Annotated in this window: 17 protein-coding genes; 4 read left to right on the forward strand and 13 right to left on the reverse strand. The window is 70.5% G+C overall.

Annotated features, from left to right (window positions below):
- Positions 1-211: 211 nt before the first annotated feature.
- A complete protein-coding gene (locus WME76_RS25580; RefSeq protein ID WP_437954894.1) occupies positions 212-433 on the forward strand; it encodes a hypothetical protein in 222 nt (73 codons plus the stop codon).
- A gap of 305 nt (positions 434-738) precedes the next feature.
- Here WME76_RS25580 and WME76_RS25585 read toward each other — a convergent pair whose 3' ends face one another.
- The 3 genes from WME76_RS25585 to WME76_RS25595 form a co-directional block, all read right to left on the reverse strand.
- Positions 739-1,620, reverse strand: coding sequence for an SDR family NAD(P)-dependent oxidoreductase (locus WME76_RS25585; RefSeq protein ID WP_437954895.1), 882 nt, complete (start codon positions 1,618-1,620; stop codon positions 739-741).
- Complete coding sequence (locus WME76_RS25590) at positions 1,617-2,171, reverse strand: TetR/AcrR family transcriptional regulator (RefSeq protein WP_437954896.1); 555 nt, start codon at positions 2,169-2,171, stop codon at positions 1,617-1,619. The genes WME76_RS25585 and WME76_RS25590 overlap by 4 nt, the downstream gene beginning before the upstream one ends.
- 104 nt (positions 2,172-2,275) lie before the next feature.
- Positions 2,276-2,824, reverse strand: coding sequence for a TetR/AcrR family transcriptional regulator (locus WME76_RS25595; RefSeq protein WP_437954897.1), 549 nt, complete (start codon positions 2,822-2,824; stop codon positions 2,276-2,278).
- A 299-nt stretch (positions 2,825-3,123) separates the two neighbouring features.
- Here WME76_RS25595 and WME76_RS25600 point away from each other — a divergent pair, with 299 nt between their 5' ends.
- A complete protein-coding gene (locus tag WME76_RS25600) occupies positions 3,124-4,341 on the forward strand; it encodes an NAD-dependent epimerase/dehydratase family protein (protein ID WP_437954898.1) in 1,218 nt (405 codons plus the stop codon).
- Here WME76_RS25600 and WME76_RS25605 read toward each other — a convergent pair.
- The 4 genes from WME76_RS25605 to WME76_RS25620 all read right to left on the reverse strand — a co-directional run bounded on the left by WME76_RS25605 (position 4,289) and on the right by WME76_RS25620 (position 9,358).
- Positions 4,289-6,226, reverse strand: coding sequence for a PAS domain-containing sensor histidine kinase (locus WME76_RS25605; RefSeq protein ID WP_437954899.1), 1,938 nt, complete (start codon positions 6,224-6,226; stop codon positions 4,289-4,291). The two genes, WME76_RS25600 and WME76_RS25605, sit on opposite strands and share 53 nt — an antisense overlap.
- Before the next feature lie 13 nt (positions 6,227-6,239).
- Positions 6,240-7,034 carry an alpha/beta fold hydrolase gene (locus WME76_RS25610; RefSeq protein WP_437954900.1) on the reverse strand — a complete coding sequence of 265 codons (795 nt, stop codon included), beginning with the start codon at positions 7,032-7,034 and terminating at the stop codon, positions 6,240-6,242.
- 204 nt (positions 7,035-7,238) lie between these two features.
- On the reverse strand, positions 7,239-8,531 hold the full coding sequence (locus tag WME76_RS25615; RefSeq protein WP_437954901.1) for a protein kinase domain-containing protein: 1,293 nt from the start codon (positions 8,529-8,531) through the stop codon (positions 7,239-7,241).
- A 557-nt stretch (positions 8,532-9,088) separates the two neighbouring features.
- Positions 9,089-9,358 (reverse strand): hypothetical protein, encoded by a 270-nt coding sequence (locus tag WME76_RS25620; protein ID WP_061619856.1) that lies wholly within the window; start codon positions 9,356-9,358, stop codon positions 9,089-9,091.
- 547 nt (positions 9,359-9,905) lie between these two features.
- Between WME76_RS25620 and WME76_RS25625 the strand changes: the two genes are divergently transcribed.
- Positions 9,906-11,810 carry a DUF4215 domain-containing protein gene (locus WME76_RS25625; protein ID WP_437954902.1) on the forward strand — a complete coding sequence of 635 codons (1,905 nt, stop codon included), beginning with the start codon at positions 9,906-9,908 and terminating at the stop codon, positions 11,808-11,810.
- 170 nt (positions 11,811-11,980) lie between these two features.
- Here the strand turns inward: WME76_RS25625 and WME76_RS25630 are convergent, their stop codons facing one another.
- Entirely contained in the window at positions 11,981-12,631 is a 651-nt protein-coding gene (locus WME76_RS25630; protein ID WP_437954903.1) for a glycoside hydrolase family 11 protein, read from the reverse strand.
- 37 nt (positions 12,632-12,668) lie between these two features.
- Between WME76_RS25630 and WME76_RS25635 the strand changes: the two genes are divergently transcribed.
- Positions 12,669-13,067, forward strand: a complete 399-nt coding sequence (locus tag WME76_RS25635) for a hypothetical protein (RefSeq protein WP_437954904.1) — start codon at positions 12,669-12,671, stop codon at positions 13,065-13,067.
- Here WME76_RS25635 and WME76_RS25640 read toward each other — a convergent pair.
- From WME76_RS25640 to WME76_RS25660, 5 genes are all read right to left on the reverse strand, one after another.
- Positions 13,003-13,455 (reverse strand): hypothetical protein, encoded by a 453-nt coding sequence (locus WME76_RS25640; protein ID WP_437954905.1) that lies wholly within the window; start codon positions 13,453-13,455, stop codon positions 13,003-13,005. The two genes, WME76_RS25635 and WME76_RS25640, sit on opposite strands and share 65 nt — an antisense overlap.
- Before the next feature lie 164 nt (positions 13,456-13,619).
- Positions 13,620-14,372 carry an SDR family oxidoreductase gene (locus WME76_RS25645; RefSeq protein WP_437954906.1) on the reverse strand — a complete coding sequence of 251 codons (753 nt, stop codon included), beginning with the start codon at positions 14,370-14,372 and terminating at the stop codon, positions 13,620-13,622.
- Positions 14,373-14,490: 118 nt separating this feature from the next.
- The gene (locus WME76_RS25650) at positions 14,491-14,862 is read right to left on the reverse strand and encodes a hypothetical protein (protein WP_437954907.1); all 372 of its coding nucleotides are present in this window, start codon (positions 14,860-14,862) and stop codon (positions 14,491-14,493) included.
- Between the two features lie 102 nt (positions 14,863-14,964).
- Positions 14,965-15,534, reverse strand: a complete 570-nt coding sequence (locus WME76_RS25655; protein ID WP_437954908.1) for a hypothetical protein — start codon at positions 15,532-15,534, stop codon at positions 14,965-14,967.
- A gap of 14 nt (positions 15,535-15,548) precedes the next feature.
- Complete coding sequence (locus WME76_RS25660) at positions 15,549-17,663, reverse strand: hypothetical protein (protein WP_437954909.1); 2,115 nt, start codon at positions 17,661-17,663, stop codon at positions 15,549-15,551.
- Between the last annotated feature and the right edge of the window lie 56 nt (positions 17,664-17,719).

Below are 17,719 nucleotides of genomic sequence, written 5' to 3' on the forward strand. Positions count from 1 at the left end.
TCATGAGGCGATCGCTCCCGGCCGGCAGTCGTGGCCCGCGTGGCCCGCGTGGCCCGCGTGGCCCGCGACGACCGCGCCGGGCTCGCACACCGCGACGGAGCCCGCCGCGAACGAGGCGTCGGGAGCACTCGTAATCAGGTGGTGATCGACGATGTCCCGATCGCCGATCGTACGGGTTTCATGCTTCTCAGCGATCTGGAACGCAAGAGCGTTGAGCCGATCGCCGCGTCGGGAGTGTGCCAACGATCCAAGTCGCCGGCGCGAAGCGCAGATCCCTGACGGCATTCAGTTCAAGAGCAAGGTGGATCTGGCACTCGACGCGATCGAGCGCGCTGCGGCCGACAACGTGCCGGGTCAGCTCGTGCTTGCGGAGGCGGACACGCGGCTACGCTGCCCGGAAATTCGGATTCGGCGCCAGCTGGCCGAGGCGTGATCCGTGCGCACAGCGCATATCCTGCGGAGCAGCCAGAACTCGACACAAAGGCGCAAAGACCCAGGCCAGGTACCGCAGTTGGGGCTTGGCGTCTCCGCAGCGTCTGGACCTCCTTCTCCCTCCCAGCTCCGCGGAAAGCGCCCCGGCACGTTCGGTGGGGTCGGCTCGAAGCGCACGTCGTCGAGCGCGCACCCCATGAACGTCAGCCGCTTGAGCTGGCGCGTCGGCACGTCACGGTTCGCCGATAGGGCGCGGGGCCGCGCCGGCGACGAGCGCGAACGCGAGCAGTAGCGGAGTCGTGGTGCTCAATTGCTCTCCTTGGAAAAGTGGGGACGCAGGGCGGCGGCAGCGACGAAGTCGAGTATTCGATCAGGCAGGACGCGCGCCAAGAGGGTGAGCAGCGCCGCGTCGCGGCCGACAGTGTAGCGAGCGCGCGGCTTGCGCGCTGTCACTGCCTTGACGATCACCTTGGCCGCGGCATCAGCGGGCAGGCCCGACCCGGCCCCGGTGAACGCTGCGGTCTGCGCGTTGACGGCTTGCACCAGCCCGCCGTAGCGCTGGCTCAGCTCGGGCGTCATGGCCGACGCGATCGCCTTGGCGGAGGCGATCGCCCGGCCGGGCATTTCCGTGCGCACCGCGCCCGGTTCGACCACAACCACCTCGACGCCGAGCGGGGCGACTTCGCGTCGCAAGGAGTCACTGACGGCTTCGAGCGCGAACTTTGTACTTGCGTAAGGACCATAGGTGGCCCCGGCGAGCTTGCCGCCCACGGAGCTGATGTTGACCACGCGACCCTTGCTGCGGATCAGAGCCGGCAGGAGTGTCTGGGTCACGACGATGTGGCCGAAGAGGTTCACCTCGAACAGGCGGCGCCACTCGTCGATCGCGAAGGCCTCGACCGGCGCGTTGACGCCGATGGCGGCGTTGTTCACGAGCGCCCGCACTGCCCGGCGCTGCGGGTCTTCGCGCACCCGAGCAGCGAGCGCCTGGATGTGGTCCGGGTTGGTGATGTCGAGGATCAGCGGCTCGATACCCGGCCCCCGGATCGCGTCGGCGTCCCGGTCGCGCCGGACACCCGCGAGGACGTGGAACCCTCGCCGAGCCAGTTCGCGTGCCGTGGCCGCGCCGATGCCGGTAGATGCACCGGTGACAATGGCGAGCTCCTGGATCTCAGCTGACGCTGTCATGACCTTGCTCCCTTCTTCGACGAGCGAGGAGCGAAGCGCGCCGCGAGGAGCTGCGTCCGCTGCTCGAGCACCTCCATCGAGGGCCGGTCGGCGAGCAACCCGTCGAGCGCGAGCAAGAAGACCTCGGCGCTCGCTTCGTCGCCCAGAATCGCGGCGACGCACCCGTGCACAACCTTCCGGTAGTGCGCCTCACTCTCGGGGTCGATCCGCTCACAGGCCTCGAGGAACTCGCCCCCCATCGGCGTGCCGACCATCTCGGCCCAAGGTTCGAGCACCATCAGACGGCAGACGCCGAGCAAGCGCTCATAGGGGCTGCCAGGCCCCTCCGCCGCCTGCTTCGCAGCAGGGTGCCGGGAGACCAACCAGTCCACGAAGACGGCCTGGTAGATCTCCTCCTTGTCCTTGAAGATCCGGTAGAGCAGCGTCCGCGAGAGGTTGGCGCGCTTGGCGATGTCCTCGAACGCCGTCTTCGCAAAGCCGAAGTTCAGGAAGCACCAGCGCGCGGCCGTCAGGATCCTCGCGCGCCGGACGGCAGCCTCGTCGTCTGTCATCGTCGCTGGCATGAAAACATTGTGACAACAAGAGCGCCAAATGTCAACATGTATCGTAGAGCGCTTTGCTACTCTTCGCAGCGCTCGCACCGGAGCCGCGCGAGCTAGGCCTTTCCAAAGAGCCCGCGGAAGAGCGCGTCGAGCGCCGCCCGGGTTGTCTGCCGGCTTGGCGACGTGCCCGTCGGGCTCGCGACGATCGAGAGCGCGAGCCCTTGGATGACGGCCCAGACGTGCTCCGCAGCCTGTTCGACCGGCACACGCAGCGCATCGCTCTTCGCGCAGCGCTCGATGCGGTGCCGCATCAGCGCGTACGCCTGCGAGAACATCGAAGGGAGCTCGACCGCACGCGCCATGACGGCCGCCGTGACTGCCGGATGCGCAACGGCAAATTCGAGCACCTGCTCGCAGCTCGCGCGGAGGTCCGCGACGGGATCGGACGTCTGCGCGAGCGCACGCTTCCTCGCCATGAACTTCTCGAGCGCGACGGCATGGACCGCCGACAGGAGCCCGTCACGGTTGCCGAAGTGATGGTAGAGGGTCGGCATCGTGACGCCCGCTTCCTCGCAGACCCGCCGTGTCGTGAGCGCGGACGCTCCCTCCTCTTCGAGCACGCGGTACGCGACGTCCAGCAGCGTATCCTTCACACCGGCCATCGATGGAGGGTAGCACAGCTACCCTGGCGCCCCATCGGCTTTCAGCTCCGACATGGCGCCGCCGCGTCCGAGCAGGCGATCGTGGATCGGATGTCCGGTCTTCGATCGCATCGTCGGCCAAGGGCGCCGCACGATGGGCGTGTCCCTCCATCCCGTCCGCGCGGAAAACGCGCGCTCGACAGCCTCTTCGCGGCGCTCCCGGGGCGCCCTCAGCAAATAGTATAGCGTCGCTATAGACACGGCGTATAGCGGTGATATATTAACTCTCGCCGGCCGACACCGGCAGGGAGAGTGCAGAAATGGCCGAACTCATTTTCGTCACTGGAGGTAGCGGCTTCGTGGGCGCCGCCATCATTCGGGCAATGGTCTCCGCGGGTCACCGCGTGCGTGCGCTCGCGCGCAGCGAGGAGAGCGCCCGAACCGTTTCATCGCTCGGCGCCGAGCCGGTCCGAGGCGATCTCGACGACGAGCGGTCGCTCGCGGCGGGGATGCGCGGTTCGACCGTCGTCGTGCACGCCGCCGCATCGCTGACCAGCGGCGTACGCTATCGCGACCACGAACGGACGAACGTGGAAGGCACGCGAAGGGTACTGACCTGCGCGCGCCAGGCCAAGGCTCGGCGGTTCATCTACGTCAGCGCGGCGTCCATCGTCATCGAGCCGGGCCGCCCTACCCACGGCGACGAGGCGCTCCCCGTCGTGCATCACCGGTCGATGCCGTACAGCGCGACCAAGGGCCTCGCGGAAAGGATCGTGCTGGAGGCGAACGGCAGCGAAATGGCGACCATCGCCGTCCGCCCTCCGTTCATCTGGGGCGAGGGCGCACCGTCGATCGGGCACATCGCCCACGCGTTCCACGAAGGACGCTTCATGTGGATCGGTGGCGGCGAGTATGCCTACAGCGTTTGCCACGTCGACAACCTCGCAAGCGCCGTCGCCCGCGCCGTGGACCATGGCATGGGCGGAAAGGCCTACTTCGTGACCGACGACGACGTGACGAGCATGCGTCAGTTCTTCACGGACGTGATCGAGGCGACGGGCCAACCGGCCAAAGCGCGGGCCGTCCCGTACTGGTTCGGAGCCCTGCTGGCGCGGATGATGGGCCTCGTCTTCGCGCTGTTCAGACCCGGCAAGCAACCGCCTCTCAGCCTCGAGACCGTTCGGCTGATCGGCAAGCGCCTCGAGCTCTCGAACGCGCTCGCGAAGCGCGAGCTGGGCTACGTGCCCGAGGTTTCGCGCGAGGTCGGCGTTTCGCGATTGCGAGCAACGGCATCGAACAAGCTCGTCCGACACGGCTCGACGCACGCATCCGTTGCTGCGCAAACGCTGGTCATCCTCGCGCTCGCGGCGACGGCTCTGATGACGACGGTCCGTGCTTTCGCCGACGCGGCGGCCCTCGCCGCGCACGGGCGCCCCGAGGGCGCCGTCATGGCGGACGCCTGGCGCCGCGCGACCGCGGACGTCATCACCCCTGCGATGCGCGCGCTGCTGCCTGGGCGCGCGGGAGCACCACGGTGAACGTGGTCCCCTCGCGCTCCGTCGAGCGTACGCTCACCCGGCCGCCGTGCGCGCTCGCGATCTCGCGCACGATGTAGAGGCCGAGCCCGACGCTGCGCGAGCTCGGCCCCACCTGCGCCGCCCCCCGCTGCATGGGCTCGAAGATCCGCGCCTGGAGCTCCTGCGGGATGGGCCGCCCCGCGTTGTGCACCCGGATCTCGAGCGCGTCCCGGGCCACGGCCGTCGTCACCGTGACCGGCTCGTCCGGGGTGCCGTATGTCAGCGCGTTGTTCACCAGGTTGGTGAGGATCTGCGCGAGGCGATCCGGATCGGCGGACCCGAGGCCGTCCCCCGTGCGTCGGTGCTCGACCCGACGGCCCGGCCAGGCGAGCCTCAGCTCGTCGAGGAAGCCGGCCGCGAACAGGTGCAGATCGATCTCGCGGCGCTGCACGCGCAGGCCGCCGCCGAGCCTCGCCTGCGTGAAGTCGAGCAGGTCCCCGATGAGCCTGATCGCGCGGTCGGCGGCGGCCGTGATCCGGCCGGCGACCACGCCCTGGAGCTCGGCGTCGGCGTCCCCGAGCAGCTGTGTTCCCAGGAGGACCGCGTTCAGCGGGTTGCGGAGATCGTGGCTGACGATCCCGATGAGCTGCTCTGCCAGGACCGCGCGCTGCTGCGCCTCGCGCTCCTGCTGGCGCAGGGCGGTCACGTCGCGCGTGAGCCCGAGGACCGTGGCGATCTCTCCGCGGCTGTTGCGCTCGGGGACCACATGCGCCTGGAACTCGCGCCGACGGCCGTCCTGCGCCTCGTAGGTGAACGCGAGCGTGCCATCGCGACCCGCGAACGCCTCGTCGATCGCCGCGTGCCAGGCGGCCGCGTCCGCGTCCCCCAGCCCGCCCCGGCCGACCCGCTCTCCGAGGAGGTCCTCCACGGGCCTCCCGATGAGCTCCTCGGCGGCGGGGCTCAGGTACACGTAGCGGTGCGCCCGGTCGAGGCGCGCGATCACGTCGGGCGAGTTCTCGGCCAGCGTCCGGAACTCGGTCTCGCGCTGCCGGACCGCCTCCTCGCTCCTCCGGCGGTCCGTCACGTCCTCGATCACGCCGGTGAAGTGGACCGGCTTGCCGCCGTCGTCGAAGAACGCGCGCCCGGTGGAGCGGACGATCCGCTCGACGCCGTCATGACCGAGGAGCCGGTGCTCGACCGAGTACGTCGCGCGGCGCTCCGGATCGATCGCCGCGGCGAACGCGGCCGCCTCGGCGGCGCGGTCGTCCGGGTGGATGCGCTCGGCGTACGCCTCGGGGGCCAGCTCGTCGGCGGGAGGGAGCCCGACCAGCGAGGCCACGTCGCGCTCGTAGTGACGGGCGCCTGTCGTCATGTCGACGCTCCAGACGCGCAGGTGCGCCGAGTCGAGCGCGAGCCGCAGCCGGGCCTCCGCGCGCGCCCGCGCCTCCTGCGCCTGCCGCTCGCTCGCGAGGAGCTCCTCCGCCCGCTTCCTCGCGAGCAGCAGCTCCCGCTCGTACTTGCGGCGGTCCGTGGCGATGAACACGGCGACGTCGACCGGCGGCCGAGCGGACGAGGCGGCCCCGGCCGGGCCCGCGCGGCGGGCGGCGTTCACGAGGACGGGGAACACGCGGCCGTCGCGGTGCACGATCTCGAGCTGCACCTCGGCGACAGAGCCCTGCATCTGCAGCAGCGGCATCCAGTGGGTGTAGTGGAACAGCTTGCTGCCCATGGTGAGCAGATCCTGGAACCGCTTGCCCACGAGCTCGGCCGCGGAGAACCCCGTCCAGGCGCACATCGTACGATTGACCCGCTCGATCGTCCCGTCGGCGGCGGTCGTGAGGAGGCCGCACGCGGCCAGCTCGTAGAGGTCGAGCGCGTCGCCTGAGCGTTCCCCGGCGGAGCTCATCGACCCGCCCGGCTCACGCCTCGAGGAACTCTCGCATTGCCCCTACGATCGGCCCGGGCGCGCTGAGATGAGGACAGTGACCGATGTTGTCGATGACGCGAAGCGCGCTGTTCGGCAGCGCCTTGTGCAGGTATTCGCCCACCGAGGGCGGAGCGATCACGTCGTCGGAGCACTGCAGGATGAGCGAGCGCGCGGTGAGCCTGGGGAGATCGGCCCGGTTGTCCGAGAGGAAGGTCACGCGCGCGAAGTGCTTGGCGATCTCCGGGTCGGTCCTGCAGAAGCTGTTGGTCAGCTCCTCGCCGAGCTCGGGCCGATCCGGCGCGCCCATGATGGTCGGGGCCATGGCGCTGGCCCATCCGAGGTAGTTGCTGTCGAGCGCGTCGAGGAGCGAGTCGATGTCGTCGCGCGAGAACCCGCCGACGTAGTCGCCGTCGTTGATGTAGCAGGGAGACGGCCCGACCATGATGTGCTCGCGGAAGCGCTCGGGCGCCGCGATCCCGGCGAGCAGCCCGATCATCGCGCTGACCGAGTGTCCGACGAACACCGCCGGCCCGGTCGCGATCTCTCCCAGGATCTCGACCACGTCGCGGGCGTGCCCCTCGAGCGTGTCGTACTTCCTGCGGTCGTACGCGGACAGATCCGAGCCGCCGCAACCGGCGAGGTCATACAGGATGATGCGGTGACTGTCCTCGAACGCGCCGGTGAGCAGGCGCCACATGTTCTGATCACACCCGTAGCCGTGCGCGAAGATCATGTCGACGTCACCCCGGCCCATGACCTTCACATTGTGACGCTTGCGGACGCTCACCTGCGACGCTCCTTGTCTGCGAGGGACTGACATAACAGAGCGGTCCGCGCCCCGCCACCCGGCCGGGCGGCCGCGGCCGCCGCGCGGGCATGTCGAACACGGTCGATTCCGCCATGGGGAAAAGGCTCGTGGGGTGTCCGGGAGCGCGCACGACGCCGGGCGACGCTGGCCGCGACCTCGAGGGAGGTCGTCGGGAACGACCGCTCAGTGGCGCGTCCTGAGCAGCTCGCGCTCGGTGGACACGCCCCGCGCGCCCGTCGCGCGGTTGCCGCGGGCGCTCCGCGGCGCCGGGCGGGGGTCGACCGGGCGCGCGTCCTGCGCGGAGGGGGTGCGCGGCGCGGCCGCGGGGTCGGAGGCCTCCTCGGGCGCAGGGACGGCCACCGCCGCGGCGTCCTCCGGTCGCGCGGCTGGGCGTGGGCTCGCCTGGGCGGCGATGCGCGCCTGCGCGGCGCGAACGACGGCGGCGGCGCGCGCGTCGACGCTCGACGCCCGCAGCGCGGCGGGTACCTCGGCCTGCGCCCGCAGCGCGCCGGTCGACAGCACGACGCCGAGCGCCACGACGAGGCCGGCCGCGAGGCCCAGCTTGCCCCGGCGCGCGGGCTCGGCGCGCGCCGGCGCGCCCGACGGGCCGACCGCGGCCTTGTAGGCGGCGACCATGGCCTCGATCGAGGGGAATCGCTCCGTCGGATCGAGGGCGAAGGCGCGCTCGAACCAGGCCGAGAGCGCCGGCAGCTCCTCCGGGTACGGCGCCGGCTGCGGCGATTGCGCCCGGGCCAGGATCGAGGCGATCACGTCGCTCATGGTGTGGCCCGCGAACGGCAGTCGGCCCGTGAGCGCCTCGTACGAGACGACCGCGAGCGCCCACATGTCCGAGTGCGGGCCGGTGTCCCCATCGCATGTGTGCTCCGGGCTCAGGTACGCCGGCGTCCCCAGCACCACGCCGGCGTCGGTTCGACGGGGGAAGTCGGCTGGCAGCTCCTTCCGGATCCACTTGGCGATGCCGAAGTCCGCGACCTTGGCGCGCACCTCACCGTCGCGCCCCTCCTCCAGCAGCACGTTCGTCGGCTTGACGTCGCGGTGCACGATGCCGAGGCCGTGCGCGACCGAGAGGGCCTCTCCGATCTGGCCGAGGAGCGGGGCGAGCTCCGCCGGGGACATCGGCCCCCGCTCCTGCATGAGCTGCTTCAGGGATCGACCGCGAACATAGCCCATGACGAGGTACGGCCCCACGGCAGGATCGTCGCCGACGTCGCGCACGGCGACGACGTGGTCCGTCTTCTGCGCTAGCTGCGCCGCGACCTGGGCCTCGAACCGGAAGCGCTCCAGCGCGGTGCCCGCCTGGCCCTCGCGCTGCACCGCGAGGAGCTTGAGCGCGACGTCGACCCGCAGCGCCCCGTCGTGCGCGCGCCACACCTCGCCCATGGCGCCGCGTCCGACCAGCCGCACGAGCCTGTACCGCCCCGCGACGAGCTGGTTGCGCCGCGGGTCCTGCGCCACGTCGCCCCGCCCGCCGACAGACGAAGCGGGGCCGGCGTCGCCGGAGCGGTCCGAGCGCGGCGCGACGGAACGCGCGCTGTCCACCCTCTGGAGATTGGCGTCAGAACGTCCACCCGAAGCCGATGCTTGCCACACGAGCGGTACCCTCCGTGCCGTCGTCGTGGCCAGGCTCATTGACGCGCTGATGCGACAACGCTCCTGGCCCCCGAGACCGGGGCATGTCGGTCAGCGTAGCACCGGGAGAGCGAAGCTGGAATCAGGAAGGATGGAAGTGCCTCGCTCAGGAGTCTCCGGATCCATCACAAGGTGCGCAAGGGTGGTGGATCCGCGCCATGGCGGCGCGCTCGCCCAGGTCAGAACGTGACCTCGATAGCGTCCGCCGATCCGTGCACCGGCCGTGGTGGACGATCTCGACGTTGTCTCTCCCGGGATCGAGCAGGACGCAGCGTCGTGGCGAGGTCGGTACGGGCGCTGGCCGGGAGCGGAGGACGCGATGGGCGTCGCCGTCTCTCCGCGTCGGCGGCTTCAACGGCCTCGGTGGCGAGGCCCGCGGCGCTTCAGGTGTGTCCGACGCCCAGCAGCTCGACCTGCTGGAACCCCGTCACCGTGAAGAACAGGCGCTGGTAGCTCCCCAGGTAAAGGTGCCACTCGTCCGACACGCCCTTGAGCTTCGTGCAGTCGATGTGCAGCTCCCTGGCGGCGTCGAACGGACCTTTGCTCGGCACGAGGGCGAGCCATTCGTTGAGCTTTCGCTCCTCGGAGCCCATCAGCCCCGACTTCGAGAGCGTCTTCTCGTACTTCTTATCCGAGATAATCGTCCAGGTCACGTCGGCCTCCTGTTCCCCCGGCCTAGTCGTCGTGGGGCGGAAATTATCGTGGCATCGTCAAAATCTGTCAAGCCGCCCCGCGCCTCCCTCGGATTGCCGCTCGCGCGGTCGATCAGCGATGCGGCCACGTCGTGCCGCGGAGCCTCTGGCCGAGGAGCTCCCGGATCGTGCGCGCGAGGAGGCAACACCGGTTGAAGAGGCCCAGGCTCATCCCTGTTCATGAAGAGAAGGGATCCCAGCGGGACAGAGGGCACATTGGAGAGAACAAAGCAACGCTGTGTCCTCTGTGCCTCTGGGATTCGAATTCTTCGCCATCACGAGACAAGGGACGAGCTTCCACGACGCGGTGCGCGCTGCGGAGCTTCCGCCCTCGCGGGAAGGCGGCGCTGTGTCGGGATTTATCCGCGCGGCGAGGTGGTCGACTTCAATCCACGACCGCGCGGGTGGCGACGCGCGCACGAGGCGCTCGAGCGCAGGGCACCCATGTGAGAGACTGTCGCCACGTCACGCCCCCCGAGAGGTCCCGGGCGACCGGAAGGAGGAGGTCATGCATCCTTGTGTTTCGCGGCCTGGTTCGACGATCGTCATCGCAAGCTGGATCGCCCTGGTGGCGAGCTGCTCTGCGTCCAACGAGGGTACCCCCGATGACGGGCGGCCGGGCGTCGGGGGTAGCTCCAGCAGCGCCGGGAGCGCCGGCAGCGGCGCCACGGGGATCGGCGACGACATCGGCGTGGGCGACGACGGCGCCACGTTCCGTTGCGGGGATGGAGTCCTGACGTCGGACGAAGCGTGCGACGACGGCAACGTCGCGGGCGGGGACGGCTGTCCCGGGGATTGCCTCTCGGTCGAGCTGGGCTGGTCCTGCGCCATGCCGGGAGCTGCCTGCGTGCGCATCGCCCGCTGCGGGGACGGGGCCGTGGTGTTTCCGGAGCTCTGCGACGACGCCAATACCGACCCGGGCGACGGCTGCTCGCCGACGTGCAAGGTGGAGGTCGGCCACAAATGCGACGGCAGCCCGAGCGCGTGCACGCCGACGGCCTGCGGCGACGACGCGCGGGAGGGCGCAGAGAGCTGCGAGGACGGCAACACGCTGCCCTTCGACGGCTGCTCGACGAGCTGCCAGGCCGAGCCCGATTGCTCCGCGGGCTCCTGCGCCTCCCGCTGCGGAGACGGCCTCGTGCTCGCGGAGGAGTGCGACGACGGCAACAACATCGACGGCGACGGCTGCTCCGCGGCGTGCACGGAAGAGCCGGGTTATGACTGCGCCGTGCCGCAGCCCTCGGGATCGATGGCTGTGCCGGCGGTGTACCGCGACTTCCGCGCGGCCCACCCGGACTTCCAGCCGAATGGCCCCGGGCGCAGCGCGCCGGTGTTCGGCATGGTCGCGCCCCGGCTCGACGCCGGGAAGAAGCCGACGTACATGGCGGTCGCGAACAGCCTTGTCACCAGCGCGCAGAGCTTCGCCGACTGGTACCGTGACGTGCCCGGCACCAACAGCACCACGGTCACCACCCTCACGCTGTGGGACACGGGCGACGGCCGCTTCGTGAACCGGTGGGGCGCGGACGGCGAGCAGTGGTCCCTGCTGTCCCCGGAGAGCGCGCATTATTGCGGCAACGTGGGCAACGAGGAGGACGGGGAGCCGTGCACCTCGACGACCGAGAACACCGCCTCCTGCGGCGACATCCACAGCCCCGAGTTCCGCGGCTGCGAGGAGCGCGGCGGGGTCTACTGGGCGAGGTACCTGGAGGCCTCCTACGACGGGAACCCGCTGTTCTTCCCGGTCGACGGCGATCCGTTCACGCCGGCGGCCGAGCGCGTCCCCGCCGATATCTTCCCGAGCTACGGGGACGGGAGCTGGTTGAAGGAGGAGGGCACCCCGGATCACAACTTCCACTTCACGAGCGAGATCCGCTACTGGTTCCAGTACACGGCGGGCGAGGAGTACGTGCTCGATTTCACGGGCGACGACGACGTGTGGGTGTTCATCAACGATCGCCTCGCGGTCGACGTCGGCGGCATCCACAGCGCCGTCACCGGGCACCTCGTCATCAACGCCTCGGGGGCAGGCAGGGTGACCTACGCCGCGGAAGACGACGAGGTCATCCCGGCGCGGAACGTCGACCTCGGCCTCGTGGACGGCAGCGTCTACCAGATCGCCGTGTTCCACGCCGAGCGCCAGACCGCGGCCTCGACGTTCAAGCTCACGCTGCAGGGGTTCGCGACCGCGCGCAGCGAGTGCGCGCCGATCTGCGGCGACGGCATCGTCGGCCTGGGCGAGCAGTGCGACGACGGCGTGAACGACGGCGGCTACGGCGAGTGCGGAGCGGACTGCCGGCTCGGCGAGTTCTGCGGCGACGGCGTCGTGCAGGCCGTGGAGGAGTGCGACGACGGCAACAACCTCGACGGGGACGACTGCGGCAGCGGCTGCCGCAACCTGATCCCGCGCTGAGCCGGCCCGGCGCGACCGACCCAGGGGCCGGTCGCCTGCCGAGGAGTTGCCTGCGCCGTCGCCAATCTACGGCGACGGCGCGCACCTCGCGAGGATGCGGTCTACAGAACGGACACGGGGTTCGCGCCGTACACCCACGAGACGTTCAGGAGCGCCACATCTTCCTTCGATCAGGGCGTGTCGTCCCAAACGCGGCCCGATGCAGTTCCATTGCTACCGGGGTTGAACACCTCGACGGCCAGGACCTGATAGGTGGGATCGTCACTCGCGTCCAGATTGTTCATGTTCGGAACGATCCAGCCGGTGTCGGCCCATGCCTTCAGGTGATCGGCGAAGATGATCTTGTGGTCCTGCCCGAGGGCCTGCGGCCGAGCAGGCTTGCTCCAGTACTGATAGAACGTGGAGCGACCGTTGATAGAGGGCTGCTGCTGCCGCGTCGAGCGGTAGGTGGAATACTCGACCCCATCGCTCACGAAGGTCTTGCCAGCGGTAGCACCCTGGCTGGGGTCATAACTCCATCGCTGCAAGATGTAATACTCCACCAGGTGTGCCGCGTTCGACGTGGGCATGGTCTTGTCGTACCCCCAGCCGTACAAGGCGATATAGCTCGCGCCGCTGTCGCTATCCAGGCGGTAGCCGATCACCCTGTTCTCATCTCCGTAATGCCATCCTGGACCACCGACATAGTTATAGCCACCACCCTGCCAGGTCACGCTGAATTCACCATTCAGGTCCACAGTCAAAGAGGTCGAGCCGCCATCTTTCCAGTGAGTGAAGAAAAAATCACCAACATGGCCGGTCGCGTGATTCGACGTGATCACGGTCTTCTCAGTGTATTGCTGAGTGTAGGCTGAATACTTGGAGAAATCGGGGAGGGGCGTAACCTCGCCACCAGACGAACCAGAGCTGCTCGAAGATGAGCTGGAGCTGCTCGAAGATGAGCTGGAGCTGCTCGAAGATGAGCTGGAGCTGGAGCTGCTCGAAGATGAGCTGGAGCTGGAGCTGGAAGACGAAGAGCTGCTGGAAGACGATGAGCTGCTCGAGGCCCCTGTGGCATCGTCACCACCGCCACAGCCTGCCAGCGCGACTGACGCGAACGCCAGCACGAACCAACGAGAGAATCGATGCTGCTGTGAATTTGTCATGGATGTTTCCCGGAATTGCTTGCCGACGATTGTTATCATGGGATGTTTCACGGATCCGTCGCTCTTGAGATTGACGGCCAGAATGGCAGGGACTTTTTCTGGAGCGCGATGAGCTCCTCGGCGAGCGCGAGCTTCCGTCCGAGCCGCGCCGAGCGCTCCTCGATCTCGGCGATGCGCCGGTCCTCCGCGTCCTGCTTCGGCGTGCGACCGGGCTCGCGCTCCGCGAGAGCCTCGCTGCCGTGGGGGGCGAGCTGCTCGCGCCACGCCGCCAGGAGGGAGCTGTAGATGCCCTCGCGGCGCAGCAACGCCTCGATGTCCCCGCGCCGGGTGCGCGCAGCCGCCCCGCGAACGACGCGCAGCTCCTCCGCCGCCGAGGACTTCCGCCGCTTGCCCGGCTTCGCCACGCCCTCGACCGCGGCGCCACGCGGGCGGGGCGCAGCGCCCTGCGCCGCCGGGGCGGGGGTAGGATCGACGGACCGGAGATGGGAAGGCTTCGGCACGGGTCAGGCCCATTCTCCGCCCTCCCACCACAGATTTCCAGGGGCAGCTTGGCTCACCCGACGTTGGCACAGCCATGTGCTCGACGGCGGCCGCGCCGCTCGCTACCGCATTCCAGCGGCCCGGCGACAGGGAACGCGGACGCAACGGGGCGCCGTGCGTGGCCTCAGCGGCGCGGCGCGAACCGCTCGTTCATGGCGGTGAACACCTCGTCGAGCTCCTTTCGCGAGCTCAGGCGCCCCTTCTCGGAGAACTGGTAGCCGAACTCCAGCTCGCCCTTCTCGATCCGGGCCATCGCGTGGTCCGCGTACTCGTCCAGGGGCACGCCCGCGTCGTGCAGCCCTTTTCCGCCGAGGTCCGTGTTGACGGCGGGCGGGACGACCTCGATGACGCGAACCGGGGTGTCCTTGAGCTGGTAACGCAAGCTCAGGGTGAACGAGTGCAGCGCCGCCTTGGTCGCGCAGTACGTCGGCATGAACGCGATCGGGACGAACGCGAGGCCCGAGGTCACGTTGAGGATGGCGGGCGACTCCTGCTGGAGCAGGTGGGGAATGAGCAGCATGGAGAGGTGCATCGGAGCTTCGAGGTTGATGGCGATCTCCGATCGATGCCTCGACCAGTCCTGCGTCTCCAGCAAGGGAGGCGGGCGGTTCTGGACTCCCGCGTTGTTGATGAGCACGTTGAGGCCGGGGAACTCGCGCGTGACCCGCTCGACCAGCGCCGCGCGCTCGGCCTCGACCGACACGTCGCACTGGATCGCGCGGAGCCCGGGGCACTCCCGCTGGGCCTGCTCGAGCTGTTCCTGCCGCCTGCCGCAGGCGACGACCGTGCTCCCGGCGCCCACGAAGCGCCGGGCCAGGGCGAGGCCGATGCCGCTGGCGCCGCCCGTGATGAGGATCGTGTTTCTGTCGAGTCGCATGCGGCGATGCTAGCCCACGGGCGCCGGGGGCGGGCGCGGGTCTGGACGCGACGGCGGTCTCGGCGCCAGACGCCCGCCTCCCTGCCGGACGGCCCGCGCGCTCCGGTGCCGCGCGCGGTCAGCCCGGGCCGCGCAGCGCCTCGACGAGCGCCTCGACGAGCGCGCGCACCGGGAGCGAGGGCGCCCGCTCGCCGAGCAGCTCGAGCACGTCCTCGTCGTCCTCGCCGCACGAGAGCTGAACGGCCGCGACGACGGCCCCATCGCGCTCGACCGCCAGGTCGAAGATCCCCTCGTCGTCGCTGACCGGCGCGCCGAGCAGCGCCGACAGCCGGCGGCCCAGGAGCTCGGCCAGCGGCTCGTCCCCGTCGAGGCCCGCCTCGTCGGGCTCGATCCTCGCCTGGACCGGGCGCGCCGGCCCCCCGCTCACCTCGGCCCCCTCGCGATCGAGCCGGAAACGAAAGCCACCTGCCTCGAAGAATCCTGTCGTCACGCGCGCCATCAAGGCACGCCGCGCGCGCCCGGGCAAGCGAGTCCGACCGCGAGGGCCCTTCCCTGCTCACGTCCTGCCCGGGAGTCTCGCCCCGGGCGGGCCTCAGAGCACGCTCACGAGCGGCCCGGCGTCGCCATCGAGCCATTGCTCGGAGATCACGAAGCTGGTCGAGAACCCGACCTGACCTCGGTATTCGAAGCTCTCCGACCCGATCTCGATCACCCTCCGATCCCCGAGCCGGACGGGGAACACCACCGAGACGCCCGTCGCGAGCCCGTCGCTCCCTTTCTGGTCCAGCCCGAACCACGCCTCGCCGGCGCTCGCCCCGAGCGTCCTCACCATGGCCAGCGAGGGCGCCGTGCAGTCGATGCGCAGCCACTCGCGCCGCATCCGCGCCTTGCACGCGGCGCCGCTCCTGTCCCTCGCGAGCCGCACCGGCTCGGCGGCGTCCCACTCCGCCGCCGCGGGCCGCGGCGTCCGCTCGGGCGCAGGCGGCGCCTCCTCCAGCGCGCGCACCTTGGGCGCCTCCTTGCCGCCTCCGCCGTCCGGGGGCGCTTCCCCCGTCTGCGCCCGAGACTCGACGGCGGCGCCGTCCGGCTCGACGGACTGGGCGCTCGGCGGCTCCGCGGCTTGCGCCGGCGCGAGCGCGCCGAAGAGGACTGTACCGATCATCCACCATCGCTTCTTCATAACGTCCTCAGGAAGGCGACGAGCGCCGCCTTGTCTTTGCTCGACATGTGGCTGGTGCGGCCCATGCGATCCTCGTTCTTCTCGACGAGCTCTTCGAGCGTCCTCGCGGAGCCATCGTGGTAATAGGGCGCTGTCCCGGCGACGAAGCGCAGGGAGGGCGTCTTGTAGACGGTGCCCTTCTTCTCCCGGTAAAACCCGGGCCTCTCGCCGAGGCCCGGCATCGGGTAACCCGTCCGATCGGTGTACTCGGTCTCTGGCACATGGCAGCGGGAGCACTGCGCCGCCTCGCTCGTGAAGAGCGCGAGGCCGTGCTTCTCGTCCGGCGTGAGCGGCCGGGTCTCCCTGGGCGGAGTCGCGAGCCCCTCGCGCAGGAAGCTGGCGAGGTGGCTCGCGCGCAGCGCGAGCTCGGCGTCCGCGCCGCCGCCCATCCCCCATCGGTGAAGGCCGAAGCCCTCCCGGATGCGCGCGGCCAGGCTCTCGCTCTGGGCGTTCCAGCCATAAGGGCCCTCGGCCGACACGCGCCCTGCGAGCATGGGAGTCTGCCGCGCCACGCCGCCCGCGAGCCCTTCCATCGGCCGGTTGTCGGCCGATCCGAAGAAGTTGGCGACGTCGTCGCCGCTGACCTCGTGCCACACGTGGCCGTCGTCGCGCCCGTCGGGGTGGCACCCGGCGCACCCGAGCCCGCCGCTCGTGGTCCAGTCGGTCGCGTTGTAGAAGAGCCTCCGGCCGATGGCGGCCTGCTCGGAGAGCGGAGGGTCGGCCAGGCGGATGAACGGCACGGGCCCCGGCTCGTGGGGGACCTCCGGATCGTGCGCGTCGAGGCGGACGATGGCGAGGGTGTCTGTCGAGCGGCAGTACACCCAGGCCTGGGATTCGTCCCTGGAGAGGGCGACGCCGCTCGGCGCGCCGCACAGGGTCGCCGCGCCGACCCGTCGCGACAGGAACTCCAGGGACCCCGGCGTCGCCTTGTCGAACGCCGGCGCGCTGCCGAGCGGGTACGTGCGGAGGGGCCGGAGGGTCGGCTCGACCGAGAGCGCGTCGAGCTCCACGAGCGCGTCGGTGCCCTCGCTGGCGACGAGCAGCGTGCGGGTGCTCGCGCGGACCACGAGGGCGCGCGGCTGGACGAACGGGGCGAGCTCGGTCCTCGGGGCTTCGAGCTCCGGGTCACCCAGGATGTCGATGTCGAAGGCCGGCGCCGTCCGGATCGGGGCGCCCTCGCGGCGGCGCGGCGCGAGGGGCTCGTCGTTGCCCGTCTGCAGGACGTCGACCGAGGCGGCGCCGAACCACGCCAGATCGCCGACCGCGCCGAGCGCGTGGCGCGCGACGAACAGGCGGCGGCCGTCCGGGGAGAGCGCGGCCGCGTAGCCGAGCGAGGCGGCGCGCGGCGCGTCCGGGGGGGCGCGGTACGGCGACGCGGGGAGCGCGACAGGCCTCGCCTGGGGTGGAGCGCGCAGGTCGATCCGGGTGAGCGCCGCCGACGTGAGGTGCGTGATGTACGCGGCCGCGCCGTCCTCGCGGACGACGACGCCGCGGGGCTCGCGCGGGACGTCGATCGACCACGACCTTGTGGCGGTCTCCAGATCCACCGCGGAGACCTTGCCGGTCCACGCGCTGGTGACGAGGGCGGTGCGCTCGTCCGGCGTGATCGCCAGCCCCCAGGCGTCGGCCGGCAGCGGCACGCGCGCGACCTCGACGAGGCCTGCTGTCGGATCCGGGCGCATGACGAGCAGCAGCCCGGGATCTCGGATCGTGACGAGCACGCGGCCGTCGAGCGCGAGGACCTGCGCGGGGCGCCCGGGGACCGCGATCGCGATCGGCGGCGTGCTCACGTCGACCGGCAGCGGGATGCGCCGGACGACGGCGTGGTCCTCGTCGGCCAGGTACAGCGCGTCGTCTTGGGGGGCGCGCGCGAGGGAGCCGCCGGTCCGCGCGACAGCGCGGAGCTTCGGGGACGGCGGTGATGGGGACGGCGGTGGTGGAGGAGACGGCGGCGGGGTGGCCGCCTCCTCGGCTCCGGCATTCCGCTGGTCCGGCGCGGTTTGCCTGGAGGGGCTGGAGCAGGCCGCGGAGAGGACCGCGGCCAGAAGGAGAGTCGGTGTTCGCGGCTTCATCGGGCGCCCCAACAACGACACCGCGAGCCGGAGTTATTCCAGGATCTGTGGGCTCC

The sequence above is a fragment of the Sorangium sp. So ce119 genome, from assembly GCF_051524405.1.
Lineage (GTDB): Bacteria > Myxococcota_A > Polyangia > Polyangiales > Polyangiaceae > Sorangium > Sorangium cellulosum_G.